Raw genomic sequence first — 21,629 nt, 5'->3', positions numbered from 1 at the left:
GGTGGTAATGTGTCTATAAAAGGTTTGAATCACTTTTTATTTTCAGTTTCTGATTTAGACAGTTCCATAGAATTTTATCAAAAGGTTTTTGATGCGAAATTATTAGTTAAGGGCCGAACCACAGCCTATTTTGATTTGAATGGAATGTGGATTGCCCTGAATGAAGAAAAAGATATTCCCCGTAATGAAATAAGCGAGTCATACACACATATCGCCTTTTCCATAGAAGAAGCCGACTTCATGAACATGTACGAGAAAATGATCGGATTGAATGTAAACATCCTGTCAGGACGTCCAAGAGATGAAAAAGATAAGAAGTCCATTTATTTCACAGATCCAGATGGTCATAAGTTTGAGTTTCATATAGGGACTTTACAAAATAGAATAGATTACTACAAACAAGAAAAAGCCCATATGGAGTTTTTCGACTGATAAGTAAGCCATCTTCAAATGAAAAGGGGAATGTTCATGAAAACTATTGGCCTTATTGGCGGCATGAGCTGGGAGTCATCGTTGGAATATTATCGAATCATCAATGAAGAGGTAAAAGCCAAATTAGGAGGATTGCATTCAGCCAAGTGCATTTTATATAGCGTGGACTTTGAGGAAATCGAACGCTGCCAAGCTGAAGGGGATTGGGAAAGCTCCGGCAAATTATTAGGCGATGCAGCTCTGTCTTTGGAAAAGGCAGGTGCCGAAATGATTCTAATTTGTACAAATACGATGCATAAAGTGATTGGATATATTGAAGGAAAAGTCAGTTTACCGATTTTGCACATTGCTGATTCAACGGCAAAACAAATTCAAAAGTCCAAAATCAGTACGGTTGGTTTACTTGGCACTAAATATACGATGGAGCAAGACTTTTATAAATCACGAATTGAGACTAATGGTATCAAGGTCCTGATACCAAATGAAGAGGATAGAAAAGTCATCAATAAAGTGATTTATGAAGAATTATGTTTAGGGGAAATTCAACAATCATCAAGGGATTATTACAAAAAGGTTATCAAGGGGTTAGTTGATGATGGAGCGGAAGGAATAATACTAGGCTGCACAGAAATTGGATTACTAGTAAAACCCGAGGATTCCGAAGTGCCATTATTCGATACAGCTGTCATACATGCCATCGAATCCGTTAATATGGCATTGGAAAAATGAAGTGATCACATTGTGCTTTAAAAAGGAAGGTTGCTGCGGCGGCCTTTTTTTTGTGGAGCTGAGCGTAGGTTAATTCAGGTAATAAAGAGCCAAATAAATGGAATTATGTGTTAAAAATTTACTAGAAGATATGGGACTCGAATTTAAAGGGAGATAAAGATGCGAAATGTAACATATATATTTATTACTAGTTTAATTTGGATCTTATCAGGAACTTTTTTGTTCATCCATAGTAAGGGGATGTTGAATGTTAGTCCTTGGGGGATGCACAATTTTGTTAATATAACGATAGAGACAGCGGTTATTCTATTACCGGTTATTGTACTATTTTTATCAATTCTTATTAAGAAGAGAGTCATAAAGTACGTAATGATTTTAGGGTGCTTAATGAATATTTATTATCTCTCCATTCCATTTACCTTTGCTTGGTTACATTACTTTCAGGTCATTTGATACAGTAAAACACTTTTGAATTTATATTTCAGTAAAGGAGACGATGGGATTTGCTTAAGATTGATACAGGGTGTTGAATTAAATGCCTAACTATATTTTTTATACAAAGATATAACTGCTAGGCAGGAAAAATATTTAGACAGTTGGTCAGAATATATTGAATAAGGAAAAAGAGTCGGCAAAGCGACCCTCCTCCAATATTTTCCGTATTTAACATATTAAGTATTTATTCAACGCTTGTTGTAAAGTTCCTAATGTTTGTGCTTTTTCATTTAATCTCATTCCTAAGCGTATCATATTGCTAGCCACTTCAGCTCTTAACCCGGTAATCACAGTGGTACATCCCATTAATGAAGTGCCGTCAATAATCCTCATTAAATGATCAATTACCTCAGTCTCCATTTCCATAATTCCAGATAAGTCCATAATCAATGTTTGAATACGTAATTTTCCAATCTCTATTAAAACTTTTTCCTCTAGAATATTCGTTCGGTAAAGATCAACCGCACCAATTAAAGGCAAAATACATATAGTGGGCGTTATTGGGATTATTGGCACAGAAAGATTTTCGACCAATTCTCTTTGAGCCATTATCAATGAATCTTTGTATTGAGAATATGTGATAAAAAAAACATTTAAAAACCTGTCTACTTGATTATTTATTTGTTTTTCTACCGAAAAAAAATCTTCATTTATAACGTGATTCGTTACCTCGTTATATCCTTGTAGGAACTTCCACAAAGTTCTTCGAATGGCTTGCACCCACTCTAATTTGAAAGTTAATGGTATTTCGTGTGTCGCCCAAGCTATTCCTTCTTGTTTAGCAAATGATTGAAGCTCTTGTTCTTCACCCTCAATAATGTATCGAACCAGCTTACGGGCATTATTTATCAGGTCAATATTACCGACCATTAATATTTCTTCAATTTTGTCTTTCACATTAGATGCTTCGTTTAATAATGAATCTTCAAAATCCTCGTTATTTTCTTCGATGAATTTCATTAATTTATATATATCAAGTGACAAATCCATAATTTAATCTCCTTTTTTTAAATATGCCAAATCATAAATACCCTATTATTATAATTACTAAACCCATCTACACAAAAAACTTCTAATTTTAAGGAAAATGGATGATATTTATGTAAATTAAAATTGTGAGATTTCTACTTAACGAAATGTACATTGGCATATTTTCCTTACATTAGTAGAGAGTTTAGTTGAAGAAGAACTGAATAAATAAAAACAGCCAGTTCTGGCTGTTTTTATTGTAAAAAATCCGAATGCTTGAAATAAAAACCAAAATTCAATCAGATTTATGGGATAACTTTATTAATTCCAGTTTTTCTCTATAAATTGAACTGCAGGATTTAAATTTGTTTTGTTAGCAATTGAAATGAGAGCTGGAACCACAGAAGGGTCCGTTTTGGAGAAATTAGGGATCCGTGGATTTAACCGAAAAAAACGATTTCCTAGAAGCTGAGAACTGACCATGGATTCATAGTAACCGGAGCCACTAGCGACAATCTGAAGAAATGGCAGTAAGGGTTCATTGGGAGATCGGTCCAAAAGAACTCCCCAATTTGGGGGAAGGTTCTTCATATTTTCGGGACGTATGTTATCTGCACTTACCATCCCCCATCCCTTCGTATCTCTTCTTAATCGAGTCGGCTCCTCACCTGTTCCAATGGATAATACCGCAATTTGATCCAACGGCTGTTTGGCCTTCCCCACCGCAAATGCGATACTGGCTGTACTGGGGTTGGTTGTTACTGTATACCCATCCACGTAGTTTTGATAGGCTCGTTGCGTCGCGGGAGCACCACTGCTCCGTAGTATTACATCACTCGCTTTCTCATTTAAATAGGGAGAGCCAGGAAAGTTGTGGAATAACACAGGAGTCCAACGATTCAGCTCCGGTGAGAATAAATGAAATGCAGGTACAACAATTCGTCTTTTTAAGTCTTTGAGGAGAAGATCTGATGGGAAAAATGTTTGTACCGCTTTAATGAAACCAGAATATGGCAATTGTTGGTTGAAAACAGGTCCACCTGGTCGGGAAACGCTGAAAGCCGGCAGGATTTTATCCTTAAAAAACTGGAGTGTCTCCTTCGGCGATCTTCCACTTGCTAAAGCAAGGGCAGTGAATGAACCGATTGAATTTCCCGAAAAAACATTGGTTCGACTAATTAATTTTGGGTTTTGCCGAGCCAGTCTGTTCAAAAGTTGTAAACTTAAAGCACCTAAAGTGCCGCCTCCATCAAAGGACATGATCCGATATTTTGTCAAAGCTATTTCTCCTTTCCAATCTGGTCACAAATATCACTCAGTATATGTTTATTTTTCGGGAGCCGGATTATGTAGCTAAACATCCAAGGAAAGACTTTACCGAGTATATAAAAAACTACGACGAGGATAGAGGAGACTACGTTTGAGTGGCAGTACGGGCAATCCAAACAGAATTATTATGCACGTACTTTGTTTGTAATGGGTGATGAGAAAGACAGAAAGTACAACAAAAAAACTTGAAAGAAAATAAAAAAGCCATAGCGGTCGGCTACGGCTGCCTGTTCCGTCCTCAAACAGGTTCTTTTGCAACCTGTGCACAAAAGGTTGATGTGAAACTTGAAGAACAAAGCAAAAATGATGATGGCACAATAGATTACTTATATACAACAACATTTAAAGTTTATGACGAGAATTCATCTAAAATTTATGAAAAAGAAGGAGAATTAACAATATCCACTACAAATAATGAATTAAAAATCGATCGTGATTGGAGTAGAGGGGTGAAAATTGACGGTTTAGATGGTGGCCTATAAGAGCTTATAAATGAAGAGTCATATTATGCAAGTGTGCTCTCGTTTTATTTAATTAAAGCGCCCTGTTTGTTGAGGACTATAAAGATTTAACGCATTGGATTTTGCACTAAATCAATTCATTAAAGTAAGGAATGGAAAATATATTTCATAATGGTTGTTGCAGCACCTTTTCTATATAAACTTTACAGCAATGAAATGTAAAAATTCGGAACTAAGTATTTCGTATTCCTGAGGAAGGTGAAACGCAGTTGATGTAATGTTGTATTATACCTAAATGACTCTTTAACACAGAAAAGGTTTTACTCTTGTTTATGTTATAATTTCGATTGAAGAATTTCGATTTATACTATGACTATTAGATTGGTTGTTGAAGATGAAAAGGAAAAAAAACAAGAAAAACGAATCAAATATAATTAATATGACATTTGGAAAGAATTCTTATGTTAAGGACGATGAAACAGATTTTATATTTGCGTGGTTACATCCTATTATTTCGTGTAGATTATGTATCAAGTATTTTATAAAATGGATAACGTCTGTGGATTCTTCTTTAGCACCTAATGTTCACCGTTACTACATTTTATTCTTTACATTGATATTGAGGTCATTTTTGTGGATTTATATTGGAATGGGGATTGGAGTAATCTCAAATGATAAGACAGATGGTATGAGGTTAGTGACAGAGATTCCAATGACTATCGGGATGTCATTTTTATCTATCTTTGGACTGTTGCTGGTTATACGGATTGTCATTTCTTTCTTTGAACTGATCAAACTATTTAAAAAAGATAACTTATTATTGTATGGTTTGGGAGTTACCGTTGTATATGGATTTATTGGCATGATCATGTTGGGCAGTGCAATGTGATAGTTTTATACCATGTCATTCTGCAGGTAACGGGTGCGTTTGCTGGAGATCGGAGCTGTCTTTAAAGGCAGCTTTTTCTTACGGAACTAACGGAGCAGGATATTGAAAGAAGTAATTTCCATTTTTTATACAAACGACAAGGTGTTAAATGGTATGATTGGAAAAGAATTTAATTTTTAGGGGGAAATATATTTTTGAAAATGGTTAGAACTATTTTAGCGATAGTGGTTATTGTTCTATCAGGTTATAGTCTAATAACTCAAGCCTTTGAGTTAATGCCCTATTATATGTTTATCCTTGGGGCATTTATGTTGGTGTCAGGATTTGTCGAACTTCAAAAAGACAGAAAAGGATTTTGGGGATATATGAATATTGTTATCTCTTTATTTATTTTCATTTTTTACATACCGTATTTCTTATAGAACTAACAGGGGCGTTAGCTGAAGATCGGAGCTGTCTTTAAAGGCAGCTTTTTTTATGCAACGAAAGGGGCAGTTAGTTCAACAAGCTGATATTCTAATAAGCCAGTGAAAACAACATTTCATGTGGTATATAATAAAAATGTAACTATCCGAACCTTTTAAGAGAGGCGAATAACATGAAGGTAGAAATAAGCTACTTCCCTCCAGAAGAAATAATAACTGAGCCTGGCCCAGAAGCCACTTATCCTTTTGAGATAACCGGTGAGTTCAAATATATCGTAGAGTTTTCTTGTTATATTGATGGGGATTATACAGAATCCCATGAAGAATTCTTTTACAATTGGCTGGAGAGCCCTAATTATTACCCTATTTATTCACTAGCGGAAATCTATGATTTTCAACTAGAAGAGTACGAAGAGCTGTTTAAGAAGCAAAATATAGAGTTCAATTATATGAAGGGGAGTAGTAAAGACTCGTTCTTTGTAAAGGCAAATATCCGCAGCCCACAGCAATTTAAACAATATTATCCTTATTTACACGGGAATGGGAGCATGTTGAACTTATCATTATGGTCCTTAAAACAGGAAGTCTTCAGACTAGAGGAAAAGGAACATGAGTCACCTTATCCCGTAAAAAGGACTAAAAATAACAGAACAAGACTTATTAAACTAAAATGGATAGCCAATACCCTGATAGCAACGTTAAATGAGAGTTCCACTATGTTTTGGGTAGGGCATGATGGCGATTATATAGCCGCATTCTCAAATGATGAAAACTTTTCAACAATAGACTCTCTTCAAAAAATAATGCCGGAAAAGGTTGAGCTGGTGACTGATTATGAATGGGAATAGTGTTTTCCCTTTCCATACCCTTGAACCAACGGGTACGAGCTGATCAGCAGCTCTTTTTCTTTATGGAACTAAAGGGGCAGTTAGTTTAATAAGAATAAACATGAATAGGATAAATACACAGCAACTCAATAACTAAATTGGGTTGTTTTTCTGTTGACATAAAATATATCCTAATGTTAGGATATATTTATCCTGAAGTTAGGATATATAATCTTAGGATAAATAATATTAGAATAAAGGGAGAGAAAATTAATGGGTGTTTTATCAATTATTCTTCAAGTTATATTAGGATTAGGATTCCTAATGTTTGGATTTATGAAGTTCGGATCAAAGCAAATGGTGGAAGGGTTTAAGCATTATGGGTATCCAGGATGGTTTAGAGTGTTTACAGGATTGGCAGAAGTCGTTTCAGCGGTATTAGTTATCGCAGGTGTTTGGAACGAGAGGTTAGCTGCATGGGGAGGTTTATTCATTGTAGTAACGATGATTGGTGCCGTTTTTACTCATATTAAAATAAAAGATACTGTAAAACAAATGATGATGCCAATCATTTTATTAATTCTTGGATTATTAGTATTACTTATAAATTTCGGATCTTTGCTTGGATAAGTAGACAATTATCTATAAGGAGGGATACAAATGGAAATTAAAATTATTAAACCACAGTATCAAGCGAACGGGCAGTTTGATGTCGGTAAAATTAAAGAGCAAAAACCGATTGGCTTTTCTGGCGAAGGGTCTCTAATAAATCGACTAGGACCATTATTTTACTGGGCTTGGGGTCATTCTCAGGAACCAGCAGAAATTGGACTGCATCCACATCAAGGCTTTGAAATCATCACCTATGTGATAAAGGGTAATGCTTATCATCGGGATACACTTGGTACGGAAAGTGTTGTAGAAGAAGGGGGAGCCCAGCTCATGCAAACAGGCTCCGGTGTGTATCATGCGGAAGCATTAAAAGAACCATCGGAAATCTTTCAAATCTGGTTTGAACCACATTTAAGTCAAGCTGTAAAACGTACACCTGCGTATTCACAATACGATTCAAATGATTTTTCTTTAACGTATGAAGATGGTGTGAAAATTAAAACAATACTAGGAAATGATTCACCAATGAAAATCGTGACAGATGCTCAGATGTGGGATGTACTCATTCCAAAGGGAACGGTATATACTCATAGCCTTTCATCGAATCGTACATTAGCTGGTTTAGCCATCAGAGGCGATGGAGATTTTTCATTAGACACGAATGGACCCACTCGTTTAGCAGAAAAAGATTTTTCCATCGTTCAATCAGAACAGGGTGGAGACGTAACAATTCAAGCATTAGATAAAGACTTTAGAATCTTCCTAATTGAAGTTCCGACTGAAGTTGATTATCCTTTATACAGAAAACCAAAATAACCAATTGTAATTTCAAAAGTTAGTCGTAATAGGAGGTTTGGTGAATGTATCAAGGAGATGAACAAAGCCAGATTGATTTACGTCTTTTCCGCATCTGGCTTAAGGCAAGTAAAACTATTTTTGGTCATGTTGTTAAAGATATTGAAAGACACGGAATTAGTTCAGAGAATTTTATGATTCTGGAACTTCTTTATAATAAGGGCCCCCACTCAATTCAAAAAATTAGTGAAAAATTATCTATTCCTAGTGGAAGCATCACTTACGTTGTTGATAAACTTGAGAAAAAAGAATTTGTTAAAAGGGAACCAAATCCAGCAGACCGTCGTGCTTCAAATGTAGTTCTAACTGACAAAGGTCAAAATTTATTTAAAGAAATCTTTCCTCAACACGTTGAAGTCATATCTGAAAATTTGTCTTTTATAAGTAATGAGGAAAAATTACAGTTAATGGATCTTCTCAAAAGGCTTGGACTAGGTGCTATTCAGATTAAATAATTACAAATTATTAGAGTATACTGTAATCCGAATATCAGACACTAAAAATAAAGTGTTTGATATTCGTTTTTTTGATTTTAACGAAATAAGACCAATTTCCAGAATGCTCTCTATAAAAAAAGTTTTTGAAACATTACTTAAACTAACGGTTGCTTTAGCTGAAGATCGGAGCTGTCTTAAGGCAGCTTTTTCTTGTGTGCCAGGCATGGCAACTATCTAGGTGGTGAAAGTCCACTGTGGGGGTACATATCGACCAACCACTAAGGAAGCGCAAGGTACTTATCGTGAGGTAAGGGCTGGAGGAAGCGTGGAATAAAATCTTGGCTCGACGAACAGGAATCTGATACTAAGGCTCTATAAAGGGATTAAACTCCAAGACAAGCTAAAGTCCAAAAGATGTGCGTAACTTTATAGAGTAAATCAGGCGAGTAAAAGAGGAAAGATAGGTGTCTTCCCCTGGGAGGTCTTGCGGATGTACAGAAGTACAGTCGAAAAAGGTTAGTCGCAAGAAGTCAGCAGAAGCCATAGTAATGAAATAATTTCATGAAGGGCTGAACAATTTATAGTGTTTCAACGCCACGAATGCGTAAGTGACGAACTCCGAATGTGTTAATGGTGAAAGTATGAGCGTACCTCAAAGAATAACCAAAATGGAGATATCACTTACTACGTGAGAGGAAAGGAGAAACGAGTGTGGAACTTTTAGAACAAATCCTAAGTAATAAAAATATGAACGAAGCCTACATACGTGTCTATAAAAATAAAGGTGCAAGTGGGGTCGACAGAGTAACAGTCGACGAACTAAAGCAATACCTGAAAGAGAACAAAGATGAACTGCGTCAGCGCATCAGAACAAGAAAATACCAACCACAAGCTGCCTTAAGAGTGGAGATCCCAAAAGAAAATGGAAAGATGCGCAAATTGGGAATACCAACAGTAGTGGATAGAGTCGTTCAACAAGCCATTCATCAAGTTCTCAGTCCACTATTTGAAAAGCAATTCAGTGAATTCAGTTACGGTTTCAGACCAAAAAGAAGTTGTGAAATGGCGATAATTAAAAGCCTGGAGTTTCTGAATGATGAACATGATTGGGTAGTCGACATTGATCTTGAAAGATTCTTCGATACCGTCCATCACGATAAACTCATGAGAATCATATCCAACACAATAAAAGACGGAAATGTCATCTCGTTAATCAGAAAATACTTAGTCAGTGGAGTCATGGTGAATGGAAAATATGAAGACACACCTGTCGGTACTCCGCAAGGAGGCAACCTCAGTCCACTATTAAGTAATATAATGTTAAACGAACTTGATAAGGAACTGGAGAAAAAAGGACTAAGGTTCGTGAGGTACGCTGATGATGCCCTTATCTTTGTGAAAAGTGAAAAGGCAGCGAACCGAGTAATGAGCACAATCGTGAGATTTATAGAAGAGAAATTAGGCCTGATAGTCAACGTAGAGAAGAGTAGAATCTCACGTCCAAAAGAGTTGAAATTCTTAGGATTTGGGTATTATTACGACACTAATAACAACAACTACAAAGTGAAACCTCATCCAAGTTCTGTACAGAAGTTTCAAAGGAAACTTCGACAACTGACAAAGCGAAATTGGAATGTTCCACTAGACTACCGAATATTGAAATTGAACTAAGTAATAGTTGGATGGGTAAACTACTTCAGAGTGGCAATGGAACTATCTGGGCAGGTCAGTTGAAGAACATCATTTCCAATAAATCCATTATTTGTTAATGTAGAGGTGACTAATGATTTGCGTTTGAAATAAAAATGAGGAGGAATACAATGAAACGAATGCCATTCGAACAACCAACCGACCATTATGATGAAAAGGTTTTATCAATAGATGAACAACTTTGTGCATTACTAAAACAACGTAAGGATATTTCAAATAATGATCCAGGTTTTCCACCTCGTAAAAATATCTCAAATTGGGCAAAAATGTTCGAACTGTACGAGGATTTGTTAAACACGGTATTCGGTACATTGAGAAATGATGAAGAATTTAGACCACGTGTTGAACCAAAAAAATTTATAAGGCATATACCCATCTTAAAATCAGTTGAAAAGGGTGAATATATATATACGGTAACCTTTATTCGGCAGTATCAGAATGCAAGCGTGGTTCATCTTAATATCGATTGGGATTCGACGAAGGAGTCACCATACGACGGACATCAACATAATTTTTTCGAATTGTTTTTAGGAGAACAATATGATTGTCGTTGGAATACTGGAAGTGGTTCAACAGGACAATTCGTATACAGCTTTATTGTTTCTCCACCGTTACCTGACGATATTTCAGGACTTGATTTAGTTTTTAGAGAATATAGCGGGCCTTTTGGGGACAAACCCACAGGTCTGGAGATTTCAATGCATTTATAATAATTTCACTAAAGGGTAATTATGTTCATTATCAGGAGGTATTAGAACGTCCTTTTTTTACTACTTCTAAATGAAATAACGGGGAGTTTAGTTGCATAAGGATAATGGTTTTTTGTGGTAAAATTAATAGGAAAAGGATAATGAGGGGGATGACTATGGAAGGGTTGGAAATATACGATTTTTTAAGATTAGTTTTTATTACTTTTATAATTAGTTTAATTGTTATTACCATTATTTTATTGGTTCAAAAGAAACGGAGCAACCTCGTTAATGGATTCACAGTTAGTATTACTTCAATAATTTCAATAATTGTTTCTGGTATTAATCTTATTATTATAGGATACATAGCTGATGAATTAAATTTAGGAGGAGATGTTATTCCCTCATATTTGTTTCTTATAATTTTGGGGTTAAGCATATTTAATTTGTTTCTTTACTTTAAAAATAAAAACAGTATTATTAGTGATTATTAAATAAATTTTGTTCTTAAAGGAGTTGTTAGGGCAACTCCTTTAACGGGTGCGTAAGCTGAAGATTGGAGCTGTCTTAAGGCAGTTTTTCTTCATTAGCTAACAGGTGTTACTGTTTAATGAGAACTCTACTAATCTAGTATAATCGTTATTCTTTTGACTATACTGTCTATTAATACAGTATAGATTGGAGAGAAACAGGTATGATCTTAACTGATGTTGGGGTTTATATAAGGCAGATAAGCAAATCCAATTTATCGAGAATAACGGGATAGTATATCCATCAGTTCTTGCTTGGCTGTTTCTACACTTTCTTTTTGGAAATGTTTGTATTGCACTCGGATCTTGGATTCATCCATTCCTGCTGCACTTTCCAAAAACCCAGAAAGTCCTCTTGCTTTTCTATCCACTTCGATGAATAAATCTACGGATTGAGCGTCCGCGACGAATCCGATTTCAACCTCATCAAGGCTTCTTTGGAATGTACCGCCCTTTGGCTTGTATTCGAATTCCTGAAAGACACCCGTTTTGCTACGTTTGAAGGGTACATTTTTCACTTTGTTCAAGTAAAACCCTAATGATTCGATTGCTTTTAGGAAGCTACTGACTGTTTCATTTCCAAATACGTTTATATAATCGTTATCTTTAGGGTCCAATGCGAACGTCACATCCATTTCCGTCTTCATCCACACAGACACGTCCCCTATCGTGATTGGCGTTTCGTACGGAAGTTGCAAGGAAAACGGAATCACCTTTTCTTCGCCTTTTTTAATGACGAATGCATCCGAAACCTTTATTTTGTAAAGGGTAACATCATCTAAATACTTACGGTCATCCTGTTCCCTCAAAACCTGTGTCATCACATGGATATACAGCCCATTGATTTCCTGTTGGGTGTTTCCGCCAAGGACAAACACGTTCCCTTTTACCGTTTCTCCTTGTTTGTATGAATCTTTTTCTAATTTTGTATCCACTTTCGCCGCACCGATTCCGATGCTTGCTTTCATTTTATCAAAAAATGACATGTACATAATTCCCCCTTTGTAAGTCTATAAATAGCATAGCATAATAGGTACATGGGCGCCTCTGGAAGGGGTTCAAAGTTTAATGGGCCATGGAAAAAGTGAGACCGCAAAAATTTTTGCATATCTAACACACGTATAGGCGTTTGTATTAGAGTTCATCCGCATGACTTAAGTGGCTATCTTAAAGCTTGGAAAGAATGGAGAGTGTATTTTTCTTCTATTTAAATTTATAATGGTAAAATGTCAAAAAGACTATGATGCAAAATCATAAGATTGGACTCCAGAAGATCGTCATTAGTGGCGATCTTTTTCTTTTCACCTATTTGAACGCGCACTGTAACCAAATTAATAGTAATAATATTTTATGAATTAGAAAAAGATAGGGTAAGGGAAGGAGGGATTGCGAATGTCAGTGAAAAAGTGGGTAACAGGATTGGTCGTTATGCTTGCAACGGTTGTAGTTGTGACAACTCTAGGATCATTCGGCGTATCTGCCGAATCCCGTGTTGTAGCTCAGCCTGCGGTGAAATCGATTGAGGTCGAGTTGAACGATGATTTCTTTAATCCGGAAGCCATCACTATTCCGAATGGAACAGCCACAACATTGATTTTGAAAAACAAAGGTAAGAAAGAGCACACCTTCACAGTGGAAAAGCTCGGAATAGACGCAGAGGTTCAGGCAGGTAAAGAAAAAACCATTACCGTGCAACCGAAACAGCCGGGTACATATGAACTGATATGCCGGTACCATTTCCAGGAAGGAATGGTTGGGAAAGTGATCGTCGAATAAAAGGCAGGGCCAATATGGCCTTGTTTTTTTATTAGGCAAAGGAAAATCCTTTTTCATTTCAGGATATGGATGTTGGATCATTAATAATGGTTCCACCTCTAATGAATGGCAAATATAATGTAGGGTAACGTATAAACCATTTAGAATGAGGTGGAAATGTGTATTTTTTTAAACCTATTTCTGATGAGGTTCGTTTATCTCAAATCATATTCAATAAACATAATAGAACGATGAAGCTCATTTTAGTGTCCATTTTTGCCTGCATTGCTGCCATACTTCAGGCTGCTGGTGGCTTTTTACCAGGTATCGGATACTTTATAAGTCCCCTAGCCACTGCGCCCATCCTGTTAGGTTCCATGTTTTCCATTCCATTTGGAGTGGTGAGCTACCTTTTGACAATTATGTTGTTATTCATCCTACAGCCAACTGAACTCATTGTATTTCCTTTTACAACAGGATTGTTGGGACTTGGCATAGGGGCATCTTTTTCTTTTTTGAGGAAGAGATTAAGTGTTATTGCTGCTGGTGCCATTCTTTTAATGTCAGGAATTATGAGTCTACTATTTATTTTTCACTTTCCGGTTTTAGGTCCAGCCGTGTCTGTTTCCTTTTCATTTCTGATAACTGGCTTTTTATTAGCTTTCATTTATAGCTGGTTTTGGGTTGAAGTTGCTTTGGTCATTTTTAAAAGATTAAAAATGATTAAAGTTCAGTGAGTCCCCATCACTCGTTTTTAATTTCGATTCATTACATCCAATGATCATGATTAAGTAGAATTTGAAAGTTAGGGTTCAACGATTTCAAAAATCGTACCTTGGTTAAAATCAGTCACTTTCATAGAGCCATAAACCCCTAAATATAGTCTGGTTTGATCCAGGTTCGTTCCCAAATTAACATAATAAGCTGATTGAGACCCAAAATCATAATCGGTCTGTATCACACTAAAATCATTTTGTTCACCATTTGGTCTTACGGTGGTATAAGCTAAAGCCCCTCTTACCTTAGGTTGGGATTCTTTCCGGGCAAGATCGGTAAACACAACGCTTCCTGTCAAAGCAGGGATTCTTTCCCCCATATAGGCTTGCACTCCTGTAATTGCAGTTCCTCCAAACTTATCGGGTCTGGTATCTTCATGAAAATAACTAGTCAAAGGCTGAAGACGCCTCCCTGAAAGCGCAGCTGCTTCATTGTAATAAGCAGTTATTTTCTCATTCAAGTCCGGATTTTCCGTGCACTTTCTTATAATTGAAGCAGGAAAAGCACCTTCCCAGCCTCTCCAGCCAAAGTTAATAAATCCTTCTTTGTCAGGTTCGGAATTCATGGAATAAGCTTGAATAAGCTGAGTAACCGGTATTGGTTTATACTGAATGAATGAATAAATCGACTCGACCAAACGCTGTCCGACATTTCCCGCATACTTAATATACTGATTATAAAATCTTTGAAATGAAATGCCTGGTATATTGCGCACCCCTTTGGCCATTACCATGACCGTTTCCTGAATGGGTGTGGGAAGTTCATTAAATCGTGTGACAATGGGTGGATTATTGATGTATAGATTCTTACCTACATCCATTTCGATTATTTTACCGGCGATTTCGAGATCATCCTGGCTTAAGTTAAATGGATCATAGCCTGATCCGCCATCTCCGGTTGTTAAAACAAGTTTTCCTGTTTCAGGTGAAAAGTTTAAACTATTGAACCCATTATGATTTGCAAATGGCCGTCTTAAGTTAAGTAATGTCCGTCGTTTTTGAGGTTGACCATTCGATTGTAAAATCCATTCTTCAATTGTATCAATATGATCATATTTAGTTTCCCTATCCATCCACCTTAGGTTTAACGTTTTGGAATCACACGGGTCAGGCTTAAAAGATTCAGAAAGAGCGCCTGGTCCTTGTGTTCCAGCCATTGAATAATGAAGGTAAAACAGGCCGTTATAATAAAATTCGGGATGAAACGCGAGCCCCAGCAATCCCCGTTCATCATATCCGCCGCCAGAAACCCCTAGTTTTAGGATTCGAGGGCGAATATCTAAAAAAGTCCTTATATCTCCGTTTCCTATGTAAAAGATTTCTCCTACCTGGGTTGCAATAAATAATCTTTCAATGGAGTCACCCGGAAGTATAGTCGTTTTCAAAACAGTAGGTAAATTTATCTTACTTACAATGGGCCGTAAACCAACCTTCACTTTTATCAACTGATTTTGCCCCCATTCTTATGGTTTTCTTTAATAAGAATATGATTAGAACTGTCCGTTAGTACCAAAAAAGGCTGGGGGAATCTGATAAGGCAATGCACCACTTTCCGCAGGAGCGTAAGGAATCTAATGGAGTGCCGGATTAAGGTGAAAAACCAAAACCAATACTTAAATTGTCGGCAATTATGGGAAATGAATGGGTGTTAGGGTTATACATGATGGAGCCTGATGATGGAAATAATAGATCAACATATGTATTTGTAGCTTTCGTCCATCAGGAATAGGTGCCATTGACAAGCAATCATAAAGTTGCTTATACTTGTTGACATGCAACCATATAGTTGCTTATAATCGATGTATGTGGGATAAAGACGCTATATTCAAAGCACTCGGCGACTCGACTCGGCGGCTGATATTGGACGAACTATCTGAACGCAACGAGCTGACGTTGTATGAACTTACGGTACGTCTCATTACAAAGCACGACCTTGCCATTTCGCGACAGGCAATCGCTAAACATCTAGCTGCATTGGAAGATGCAGGACTCGTAAAATCAAAACGAAAGGGAAAATATCGAGTACTAATGTTCAACAACGAACCACTTAAAGACTTGCTGAAAGGATGGATAGAGTAATTTTATAAAATCGGAACAGGCTTCTGAAGAATGTGTGGGATTTTCGGCTTGGAACCAGATTGTTTGCAGAGCACCAGCGTGGTAAATATTAAAGGAGGCAAAAGATTATGAAAATCATTGTTACCAGTTTATTCGTAGAAGACCAAGACAAGGCACTGGAATTTTATTCAGAAAAGCTGGGATTTGTAAAAAAGCATGACGTTCCCATGGGGAAATTCAGGTGGATTACGCTTGTTTCTCCCGATGATCATGATGGTACCGAGCTTTTACTCGAACCGAATGAGCATCCTGCCGCAAAGGAATATCAAAAGAAGATAGTAGCCGAAGGCATCCCAGCAACAATGTTTGGCGTCGCAGATATTCATAATGAGTACAAACGGCTATTGGAAAACGGCGTGAAGTTTACGATGGAGCCGACAAAAATGGGAGAAAGCACTATAGCGGTCTTCGATGATACATGCGGCAACCTTATTCAGATAGTGCAGCAGTAATTTTATGTGAGATAGTTTTATTGTAATGTTTTTAAGTTGGAGGAAGTGTGTTCATCTTAAACAACTTTAAGTTAACCCTGTCCTGATTTTAGGACAGGGTTTTATATTTTTGGAGTGTAAAAATATATGACATTGTTGTCATTCTCAACATTTTAAAAAAGATCATAAATCGAAAAAGTAACCCCGAAAGACGGGGTTATTTTTTATTTACTTGACGTCCACTTTTTTTTGAGCTCTGTGAACTTGTGTTTCCAATTTGAAATTCATTACCTAGTTCAACATCGTTTCTTTTATCCTGTTTCTCGATTTGCTTTCTCGTTTGATCCTTGTTTTGCATTCCTTGTTTAGACAATACGTATCCATCTCGCTTTCAATATTATTGTTTTTAATATGCGCAAGTATAAGGAAAATACGTATTATTATTTAAAAAATAATTCTTTTAATAACTTACTAATAGTTCTTATTATATTAGGTGTTTTTTCGTTCTTCTTCGGTGTCTAACTTGAAGGGAGTTGCAGTGAATTGAGCTGCTAATCGGTAGCTTCTTTTATCAAAAAAGAAGAAATTAGTTTAAGTCTGTTAATTATTGTACTTAAACTAAAGGGTGCTTTAGCGCCATAGAGGGCCGCAATTGGCGGCCAGAAAAAACCACAACAGATCCAGTAAAAACGCTTTTTAAAAAAGGGCTGGGCCTTATGAGTGATCTGATTGATAAACAAAAACCTCCAATTATAGCCAATTAAGTAGAGGCTAGCGGACGACCAAAAAAGGATTAATCTCCCATGAGTGCTACCCATAAAGGGCGCGACGGTCGGTGGTACACCGTGGTCGTCGGAGTCAGACTAACGGATGGGCTCAAAGGTACCATAGTTCAACGACCTTCTTCGCCAGCCATTAAACATAATTGACCCCGAACCCCATTTTCATTCTCTGTGGTGCAGCACCGATTTTGCGCTGCATGGATGGCTAACGGAGCAGGATCGTTAAAGAAAGTAATCTCTGTAAGTTGATTTTAGTCTGGGAATATTTAATAATGTTGGGGTACAAATTCTTTTAAAAAAGGATGACTGTCATGAAAAAAGCAGAGGAAATAGCCTCCTAAATCAAGTAAAACACATTAGGAGGCGTTGTATATGAAATTCAATATAATTGATCGTGAAAATTGGGTTCGAAAAGAGTACTTTGAACACTATTTACAACAACAAACAACATTCAGTATAACGAATGAAATGAATATTACTGTTCTTATGGAAAACTTAAAGAAGAAAAATTATAAGTTATATCCCGCGTTTATTTTCATGGTTACAAAAATAGTTAATTCCCATCGAGAATTTAGAACCAGTTTTAACCAAGAAGGGAATTTAGGTTATTGGTCAGAAATTTTGCCTTCTTATACAATTTTTGATAAGAAGACATACACATTTTCTAGCATCTGGTCACCGAATGAAAGTAGGTTTTCTGAATTCCATTCCCAGTATGAAAAAGATGTAGAAGAATACAATGGTACGGGTAGTTTATTTCCAAAGACTCCTATACCAGATAATCATATTCCGATATCCATGATTCCTTGGAGTTCTTTTACAGCATTTAATTTAAATATTAATAATGGTGGCGATTTTCTCTTACCCATTATAACCGGGGGGAAATATTCACAAATAAAAGATGAATGGTTCTTGCCTGTTTCGTTGCAAATTCATCATGCAGTTTGTGATGGGTATCATGCAAGTGTTTTTATGAATGACCTCCAAAGGTTTGCTGATGAAAGTGCAGACTGGCTCTAGTTGTTCATTGGGAAAATACAAAAGGGAACTGTGAAAATCGAGTTTGTCTACATTTTTTTGCTTGTACAAATTTGGACGTTGATTGGAACGTAGGGCACTCGCTTTCCGCGGGCGGTCCGCCCTCGGCGCGCCTTTGCGCCTGCGGGGTCTCCCCTAGACGCGCTTTTCCCGCAGGAGTCTCGCACCCTCCGCTCCAATCAACTTTGTTTTAACTTTTAGATAGTACCCTTTTGCCTAAAGTCTATATTGTTTTAAAATATAATTATAAAAATTGAGGTGATGAGGATGCTTTCTAAACATATTTCAAATGGGGTTCTGAATTTTTTAATTCCGAACCCCTTTGTCTACAAACTGGGGGAACTGTGAATGCAGTTCCTTTTTTTATAGAATTAAAAAAAGGTTTATGTACCGTTAGCTCAATAAGTAGATGTTTTTGGTGTGGTATTATATGGATATAAGATTGACTTACATAATTTAAAGGGAGATGATTCAATGTCATTTAATATTTTGATACCAATTATAATAATGGGTCTCATGATTCTTTGCGGCTTTGGAATTTTCAAGATTGCCAAAATCATAAAAAGGTGAGGCTAGCGGCTGCCAATACTTATGAAAATAAGGGGCAGGATAATTCCATAACACAAATTGGAAAATGTATATGTACTTGGACTAGATATTGTAATTAAGCGATAAAACAAAAAAATCCCAACAATTAAGTTGGGGATGAATTTTAACTGGTGAGTTGTGTTAATTAGAATATGGCCACACGCATTTTATGTGTTTCCGTTTTTTATATTTCGGGCAAATAGCTTTTTTTGTTATGGATATATTTTTCCCAATTACTGTTTGGGTTACAGATTCTGATCAAGAACCTTTCCTTGTACTATTAATATTTCAGAAATATAGGCTACTTCTTTATATTTTCTAATGCTCTATAAGCATTTGCTTCTCCTGAACCAAATAAAGCATCTTGTCCTTTCTTTCCATAGTCAAGAGTTGTTTGCTTAATGCGTGCTGTTACTTGGGCTGGTTTATACTCCGGATGAGCTGCCTTAATAACTCCTGCAATTCCAGCTACTTGTGGTGTGGCCATGGAAGTACCAGCATTAAACTCATATGAAGTACCTAAATAGGTAGGCCAAGTACTAAGGATTAAGTTACTTGGATCAGCCGCCGCAGGGTCATTGGTTTCTGCATATTCAGGCCCGAAATCCCCTCCGGGAGCTGCCACGTCAATGGCACTGTTTCCATAATTAGAGTAGAAAGCAAGCTGTTGAGTTGACCATTTTGTGGAGGCAGACACATTAATGACTCCTGGCAGCTGTGCCGGTACCACGGTTGCAGGTCCTTTCACGCTCATACCATATGGTTCATACAATTTATTTAAAAATTCGTTAACTTCCTTCTTGTCATCTAAATTTAAACTTTCGTTACCACTGCCGGCCACTACAGTTACTCCATTCTTTACTGCATATTGAATGGCTCTCTTCCAAAGTAACGTTTCAGCGATTGATTTATAACTTTCCCCCTCAATTGTCATTTTGTTATTATTATAGAAACGTAGGGACATATTAATAACATCTACCTTGTCATTTGTTGCTGCAATGATTCCATCTATAATCCAAGTTGGTAATCCAAGGGCTTGCTCTGAGTATAATGCGCGATAGGATCTGATTCCTAAATCCGGCCCTACACCCTTTACTTTACCATTTGCGCCAATGATCCCGGCAACGTGAGTGCCATGCCCATTGCGATCTTTAATATCAGTGGGATCACCTGTTTCAGATTCATCCATTCCAGCAGGAACAAGATTACGTCCGCCTAATGTATTATTCTTTAAGTCAGGATGAGACTCATCAATTCCGGTATCTATCACTCCCACCACTGCTTTATGAGTCATGCTTCCATCTTTATTTTTATATCCGCCTGTTTCTAAATCATATGATTTCCCATCGTTGGTCACCCTTTGTATATCCCATTGGGAATCCCAATAACTCTCAGAATTTTGCTGGCTGATGATACTGGATCCATAGTTATAAGGGCTGACTGCTGTTTTGTCTAAGGTTAGGGGAATTTCTCTGTTAGCAGCTTCTATTGAAGAATGAGCTTTTAGGTTTTTAAGAAAAGAAGGCTCGTCAGATTGAGCTTCTATTCCGCCAACCTCGGGAAGGACTTTGGTTATTTTACCACCGGCTTTCCGTATTACCTCTTGATAATTTTCTGGTAATCCACCTTTAAAGGCTATTGCGTATGAGTCATTCAGCTCCTGATTTTGACTCTTTGCTTGGGCAGGAACATCACCAACGGAAAGTATTCCTGCTCCTACAGCAATCGAAAGTACCGTATGTAGAATTCTCTTTTTCATATGTCTCCTCCTATATAATGGAAAATATTAACCATTTACTATCTTAATATACAACAACTGAAATTCCAAGTTTTTCTAATGAATCTATTATTGAAATTGGCAGCTCTTTTTATTTATGAAATGATCGGGGCAGTTAGTTGAAGAAGGGAATGGTTTTTTTGTATGCAATTCAGTATCAATCAATATATGAGGAGGGTTCAAATGGATAAAAGAGTTCAATTTGACTTTGAAATCAAGTTTACTAATGGCGGTGGGCTTCAAGGGCAGGAATTCCGCCTTGATATTGATGGAGATGACATCACTGACCAAGAGTTAGCCAAGTATATTGTAGAGGATATGAGGTTACTAATGGTTGGAGAAGTTAAGATATTTAATAAAAAGATCATTAATGAAAAACATAAACGAAAACCGGTTGATGAGAACTCTGGAAAGTAACCTGCTTCTTCAGCTAACAAGTGCGTTTATGATGATCGGAGCTGTCTTTAAGGCAGCTTTTTGTTATGGAGAAGGGGCAGGATCGTTCAAGAAGGTATTGGTAAATCATTGACGAAAATATAAAGAGCATAGTAAGAATTGCTTTTGATGAAAAACATGAAAAGTCTAGCTGCCAATAACTTTTTGGGGGAAGTATTGAAACAAACATTACTGATAATCGATGCTCAACAGGAATTAATAGAAGGTAATAAGGAAGAACAAGGAGTCTTTGAAAAAGAAAAAATCGTTACTAACATGAATACTGTCATTGAAAAAGCGATAAATGAAGATATCCCTGTTGTTTTTATAAGAGATTTAGATGTTTCACATGGTGAAGGACCTGGATTCCAGATACACAGGGATATTAAGGTACCATCAACTGCTATCATATTTGATAAAGCTGCCACAAACTCGTTTTATGGCACTCTTACACGAACATTTAAGTGAAAACAATGTAGACCATATTGTACTTGTCTACTCGAGAAGATAAGGAAGGGCCGAACAGATTAAGGAGGACGG

The 21,629-nt window shown here is 36.8% G+C and carries 25 protein-coding genes; 19 read left to right on the top strand and 6 right to left on the bottom strand.

Annotation, left to right across the window (positions count from 1 at the left end):
* The first annotated feature begins 9 nt into the window (after nucleotides 1–9).
* Together fosM and AC0VX1_RS22095 are read left to right on the top strand one after the other, a co-directional pair.
* Entirely contained in the window at nucleotides 10–432 is a 423-nt protein-coding gene (gene fosM / locus AC0VX1_RS22100) for a FosM family fosfomycin resistance protein (RefSeq protein ID WP_475469021.1), read from the top strand.
* Nucleotides 433–468: 36 nt separating this feature from the next.
* Nucleotides 469–1,161 (top strand): aspartate/glutamate racemase family protein, encoded by a 693-nt coding sequence (locus AC0VX1_RS22095; protein ID WP_475469019.1) that lies wholly within the window; start codon nucleotides 469–471, stop codon nucleotides 1,159–1,161.
* Nucleotides 1,162–1,824: 663 nt separating this feature from the next.
* On the opposite strand, the gene AC0VX1_RS22090 is transcribed toward AC0VX1_RS22095, so the two are convergent.
* Together AC0VX1_RS22090 and AC0VX1_RS22085 are read right to left on the bottom strand one after the other, a co-directional pair.
* Nucleotides 1,825–2,646, bottom strand: a complete 822-nt coding sequence (locus AC0VX1_RS22090) for an STAS domain-containing protein (RefSeq protein ID WP_034304417.1) — start codon at nucleotides 2,644–2,646, stop codon at nucleotides 1,825–1,827.
* A 300-nt stretch (nucleotides 2,647–2,946) separates the two neighbouring features.
* Nucleotides 2,947–3,903 carry a patatin-like phospholipase family protein gene (locus tag AC0VX1_RS22085; protein ID WP_475469017.1) on the bottom strand — a complete coding sequence of 319 codons (957 nt, stop codon included), beginning with the start codon at nucleotides 3,901–3,903 and terminating at the stop codon, nucleotides 2,947–2,949.
* A gap of 236 nt (nucleotides 3,904–4,139) precedes the next feature.
* Between AC0VX1_RS22085 and AC0VX1_RS22080 the strand changes: the two genes are divergently transcribed.
* The 10 genes from AC0VX1_RS22080 (at nucleotide 4,140) to AC0VX1_RS22035 (ending at nucleotide 11,353) form a co-directional block, all read left to right on the top strand.
* On the top strand, nucleotides 4,140–4,436 hold the full coding sequence (locus AC0VX1_RS22080; protein ID WP_475469015.1) for a hypothetical protein: 297 nt from the start codon (nucleotides 4,140–4,142) through the stop codon (nucleotides 4,434–4,436).
* A gap of 538 nt (nucleotides 4,437–4,974) precedes the next feature.
* Nucleotides 4,975–5,304: a hypothetical protein gene (locus tag AC0VX1_RS22075; RefSeq protein ID WP_475469013.1), complete on the top strand. Its 330-nt coding sequence runs from the start codon at nucleotides 4,975–4,977 to the stop codon at nucleotides 5,302–5,304.
* Between the two features lie 200 nt (nucleotides 5,305–5,504).
* Nucleotides 5,505–5,726: a DUF3953 domain-containing protein gene (locus tag AC0VX1_RS22070; RefSeq protein ID WP_475471855.1), complete on the top strand. Its 222-nt coding sequence runs from the start codon at nucleotides 5,505–5,507 to the stop codon at nucleotides 5,724–5,726.
* A gap of 176 nt (nucleotides 5,727–5,902) precedes the next feature.
* The gene (locus AC0VX1_RS22065) at nucleotides 5,903–6,577 is read left to right on the top strand and encodes a hypothetical protein (RefSeq protein ID WP_475469011.1); all 675 of its coding nucleotides are present in this window, start codon (nucleotides 5,903–5,905) and stop codon (nucleotides 6,575–6,577) included.
* A gap of 252 nt (nucleotides 6,578–6,829) precedes the next feature.
* On the top strand, nucleotides 6,830–7,186 hold the full coding sequence (locus AC0VX1_RS22060; protein WP_434366624.1) for a DoxX family protein: 357 nt from the start codon (nucleotides 6,830–6,832) through the stop codon (nucleotides 7,184–7,186).
* Nucleotides 7,187–7,216: 30 nt separating this feature from the next.
* Nucleotides 7,217–7,984: a pirin family protein gene (locus AC0VX1_RS22055; RefSeq protein ID WP_475469009.1), complete on the top strand. Its 768-nt coding sequence runs from the start codon at nucleotides 7,217–7,219 to the stop codon at nucleotides 7,982–7,984.
* 44 nt (nucleotides 7,985–8,028) lie between these two features.
* Nucleotides 8,029–8,478: a MarR family winged helix-turn-helix transcriptional regulator gene (locus AC0VX1_RS22050; RefSeq protein ID WP_434366621.1), complete on the top strand. Its 450-nt coding sequence runs from the start codon at nucleotides 8,029–8,031 to the stop codon at nucleotides 8,476–8,478.
* A 693-nt stretch (nucleotides 8,479–9,171) separates the two neighbouring features.
* The gene (gene ltrA, locus AC0VX1_RS22045; protein WP_475469007.1) at nucleotides 9,172–10,131 is read left to right on the top strand and encodes a group II intron reverse transcriptase/maturase; all 960 of its coding nucleotides are present in this window, start codon (nucleotides 9,172–9,174) and stop codon (nucleotides 10,129–10,131) included.
* Between the two features lie 149 nt (nucleotides 10,132–10,280).
* Nucleotides 10,281–10,880, top strand: coding sequence for a hypothetical protein (locus tag AC0VX1_RS22040; RefSeq protein WP_475469005.1), 600 nt, complete (start codon nucleotides 10,281–10,283; stop codon nucleotides 10,878–10,880).
* Nucleotides 10,881–11,035: 155 nt separating this feature from the next.
* Nucleotides 11,036–11,353 carry a hypothetical protein gene (locus AC0VX1_RS22035; protein ID WP_475469004.1) on the top strand — a complete coding sequence of 106 codons (318 nt, stop codon included), beginning with the start codon at nucleotides 11,036–11,038 and terminating at the stop codon, nucleotides 11,351–11,353.
* 251 nt (nucleotides 11,354–11,604) lie between these two features.
* On the opposite strand, the gene AC0VX1_RS22030 is transcribed toward AC0VX1_RS22035, so the two are convergent.
* On the bottom strand, nucleotides 11,605–12,375 hold the full coding sequence (locus AC0VX1_RS22030) for a sporulation protein (protein WP_475469002.1): 771 nt from the start codon (nucleotides 12,373–12,375) through the stop codon (nucleotides 11,605–11,607).
* A gap of 406 nt (nucleotides 12,376–12,781) precedes the next feature.
* Between AC0VX1_RS22030 and AC0VX1_RS22025 the strand changes: the two genes are divergently transcribed.
* Entirely contained in the window at nucleotides 12,782–13,165 is a 384-nt protein-coding gene (locus AC0VX1_RS22025) for a cupredoxin domain-containing protein (RefSeq protein ID WP_264639488.1), read from the top strand.
* A gap of 158 nt (nucleotides 13,166–13,323) precedes the next feature.
* On the top strand, nucleotides 13,324–13,881 hold the full coding sequence (locus tag AC0VX1_RS22020; RefSeq protein WP_475469001.1) for a hypothetical protein: 558 nt from the start codon (nucleotides 13,324–13,326) through the stop codon (nucleotides 13,879–13,881).
* A gap of 68 nt (nucleotides 13,882–13,949) precedes the next feature.
* Here AC0VX1_RS22020 and AC0VX1_RS22015 read toward each other — a convergent pair whose 3' ends face one another.
* The gene (locus tag AC0VX1_RS22015; RefSeq protein WP_475468999.1) at nucleotides 13,950–15,365 is read right to left on the bottom strand and encodes a PQQ-dependent sugar dehydrogenase; all 1,416 of its coding nucleotides are present in this window, start codon (nucleotides 15,363–15,365) and stop codon (nucleotides 13,950–13,952) included.
* Nucleotides 15,366–15,723: 358 nt separating this feature from the next.
* On the opposite strand from AC0VX1_RS22015, the gene AC0VX1_RS22010 reads away from it, so the two are divergent.
* Nucleotides 15,724–15,999, top strand: a complete 276-nt coding sequence (locus tag AC0VX1_RS22010) for an ArsR/SmtB family transcription factor (RefSeq protein WP_034304356.1) — start codon at nucleotides 15,724–15,726, stop codon at nucleotides 15,997–15,999.
* Nucleotides 16,000–16,106: 107 nt separating this feature from the next.
* Complete coding sequence (locus tag AC0VX1_RS22005; protein WP_268565746.1) at nucleotides 16,107–16,490, top strand: VOC family protein; 384 nt, start codon at nucleotides 16,107–16,109, stop codon at nucleotides 16,488–16,490.
* 196 nt (nucleotides 16,491–16,686) lie between these two features.
* On the opposite strand, the gene AC0VX1_RS22000 is transcribed toward AC0VX1_RS22005, so the two are convergent.
* On the bottom strand, nucleotides 16,687–16,842 hold the full coding sequence (locus AC0VX1_RS22000; RefSeq protein WP_164468797.1) for a hypothetical protein: 156 nt from the start codon (nucleotides 16,840–16,842) through the stop codon (nucleotides 16,687–16,689).
* Nucleotides 16,843–17,623: 781 nt separating this feature from the next.
* Here AC0VX1_RS22000 and catA point away from each other — a divergent pair.
* The gene (catA, locus tag AC0VX1_RS21995; RefSeq protein ID WP_095679087.1) at nucleotides 17,624–18,271 is read left to right on the top strand and encodes a type A chloramphenicol O-acetyltransferase; all 648 of its coding nucleotides are present in this window, start codon (nucleotides 17,624–17,626) and stop codon (nucleotides 18,269–18,271) included.
* Nucleotides 18,272–19,178: 907 nt separating this feature from the next.
* Here catA and AC0VX1_RS21990 read toward each other — a convergent pair.
* Complete coding sequence (locus AC0VX1_RS21990) at nucleotides 19,179–20,636, bottom strand: S8 family serine peptidase (protein ID WP_475468998.1); 1,458 nt, start codon at nucleotides 20,634–20,636, stop codon at nucleotides 19,179–19,181.
* 201 nt (nucleotides 20,637–20,837) lie between these two features.
* Between AC0VX1_RS21990 and AC0VX1_RS21985 the strand changes: the two genes are divergently transcribed.
* Both AC0VX1_RS21985 and AC0VX1_RS21980 read left to right on the top strand, forming a co-directional pair.
* Nucleotides 20,838–21,071, top strand: coding sequence for a hypothetical protein (locus tag AC0VX1_RS21985; protein WP_034304346.1), 234 nt, complete (start codon nucleotides 20,838–20,840; stop codon nucleotides 21,069–21,071).
* Between the two features lie 147 nt (nucleotides 21,072–21,218).
* Nucleotides 21,219–21,557, top strand: coding sequence for an isochorismatase family protein (locus AC0VX1_RS21980; protein ID WP_475468996.1), 339 nt, complete (start codon nucleotides 21,219–21,221; stop codon nucleotides 21,555–21,557).
* Nucleotides 21,558–21,629: the final 72 nt, after the last annotated feature.

It is taken from the genome of Peribacillus sp. QJM3NY_7, from assembly GCF_056173225.1.
The sequence above is the reverse complement of the archived record's forward strand: the minus strand, read 5'-3'. Positions and strand labels throughout refer to the sequence as shown.

Bases quoted from the DNA above. Each gene is read 5' to 3' on its own strand.
- AC0VX1_RS21980 (WP_475468996.1), top strand. From the start codon at position 21,219: ATGAAAAACATGAAAAGTCTAGCTGCCAATAACTTTTTGGGGGAAGTA.
- AC0VX1_RS22030 (WP_475469002.1), bottom strand. From the start codon at position 12,375: ATGTCATTTTTTGATAAAATGAAAGCAAGCATCGGAATCGGTGCGGCG.
- AC0VX1_RS22010 (WP_034304356.1), top strand. From the start codon at position 15,724: ATGTGGGATAAAGACGCTATATTCAAAGCACTCGGCGACTCGACTCGG.
- AC0VX1_RS21990 (WP_475468998.1), bottom strand. From the start codon at position 20,636: ATGAAAAAGAGAATTCTACATACGGTACTTTCGATTGCTGTAGGAGCA.
- AC0VX1_RS22055 (WP_475469009.1), top strand. From the start codon at position 7,217: ATGGAAATTAAAATTATTAAACCACAGTATCAAGCGAACGGGCAGTTT.
- AC0VX1_RS22025 (WP_264639488.1), top strand. From the start codon at position 12,782: ATGTCAGTGAAAAAGTGGGTAACAGGATTGGTCGTTATGCTTGCAACG.
- AC0VX1_RS22070 (WP_475471855.1), top strand. From the start codon at position 5,505: ATGGTTAGAACTATTTTAGCGATAGTGGTTATTGTTCTATCAGGTTAT.
- AC0VX1_RS22065 (WP_475469011.1), top strand. From the start codon at position 5,903: ATGAAGGTAGAAATAAGCTACTTCCCTCCAGAAGAAATAATAACTGAG.
- AC0VX1_RS22060 (WP_434366624.1), top strand. From the start codon at position 6,830: ATGGGTGTTTTATCAATTATTCTTCAAGTTATATTAGGATTAGGATTC.
- AC0VX1_RS22040 (WP_475469005.1), top strand. From the start codon at position 10,281: ATGAAACGAATGCCATTCGAACAACCAACCGACCATTATGATGAAAAG.
- AC0VX1_RS22095 (WP_475469019.1), top strand. From the start codon at position 469: ATGAAAACTATTGGCCTTATTGGCGGCATGAGCTGGGAGTCATCGTTG.
- catA (WP_095679087.1), top strand. From the start codon at position 17,624: ATGAAATTCAATATAATTGATCGTGAAAATTGGGTTCGAAAAGAGTAC.
- AC0VX1_RS22005 (WP_268565746.1), top strand. From the start codon at position 16,107: ATGAAAATCATTGTTACCAGTTTATTCGTAGAAGACCAAGACAAGGCA.
- AC0VX1_RS22090 (WP_034304417.1), bottom strand. From the start codon at position 2,646: ATGGATTTGTCACTTGATATATATAAATTAATGAAATTCATCGAAGAA.
- AC0VX1_RS22035 (WP_475469004.1), top strand. From the start codon at position 11,036: ATGGAAGGGTTGGAAATATACGATTTTTTAAGATTAGTTTTTATTACT.
- AC0VX1_RS21985 (WP_034304346.1), top strand. From the start codon at position 20,838: ATGGATAAAAGAGTTCAATTTGACTTTGAAATCAAGTTTACTAATGGC.
- AC0VX1_RS22050 (WP_434366621.1), top strand. From the start codon at position 8,029: ATGTATCAAGGAGATGAACAAAGCCAGATTGATTTACGTCTTTTCCGC.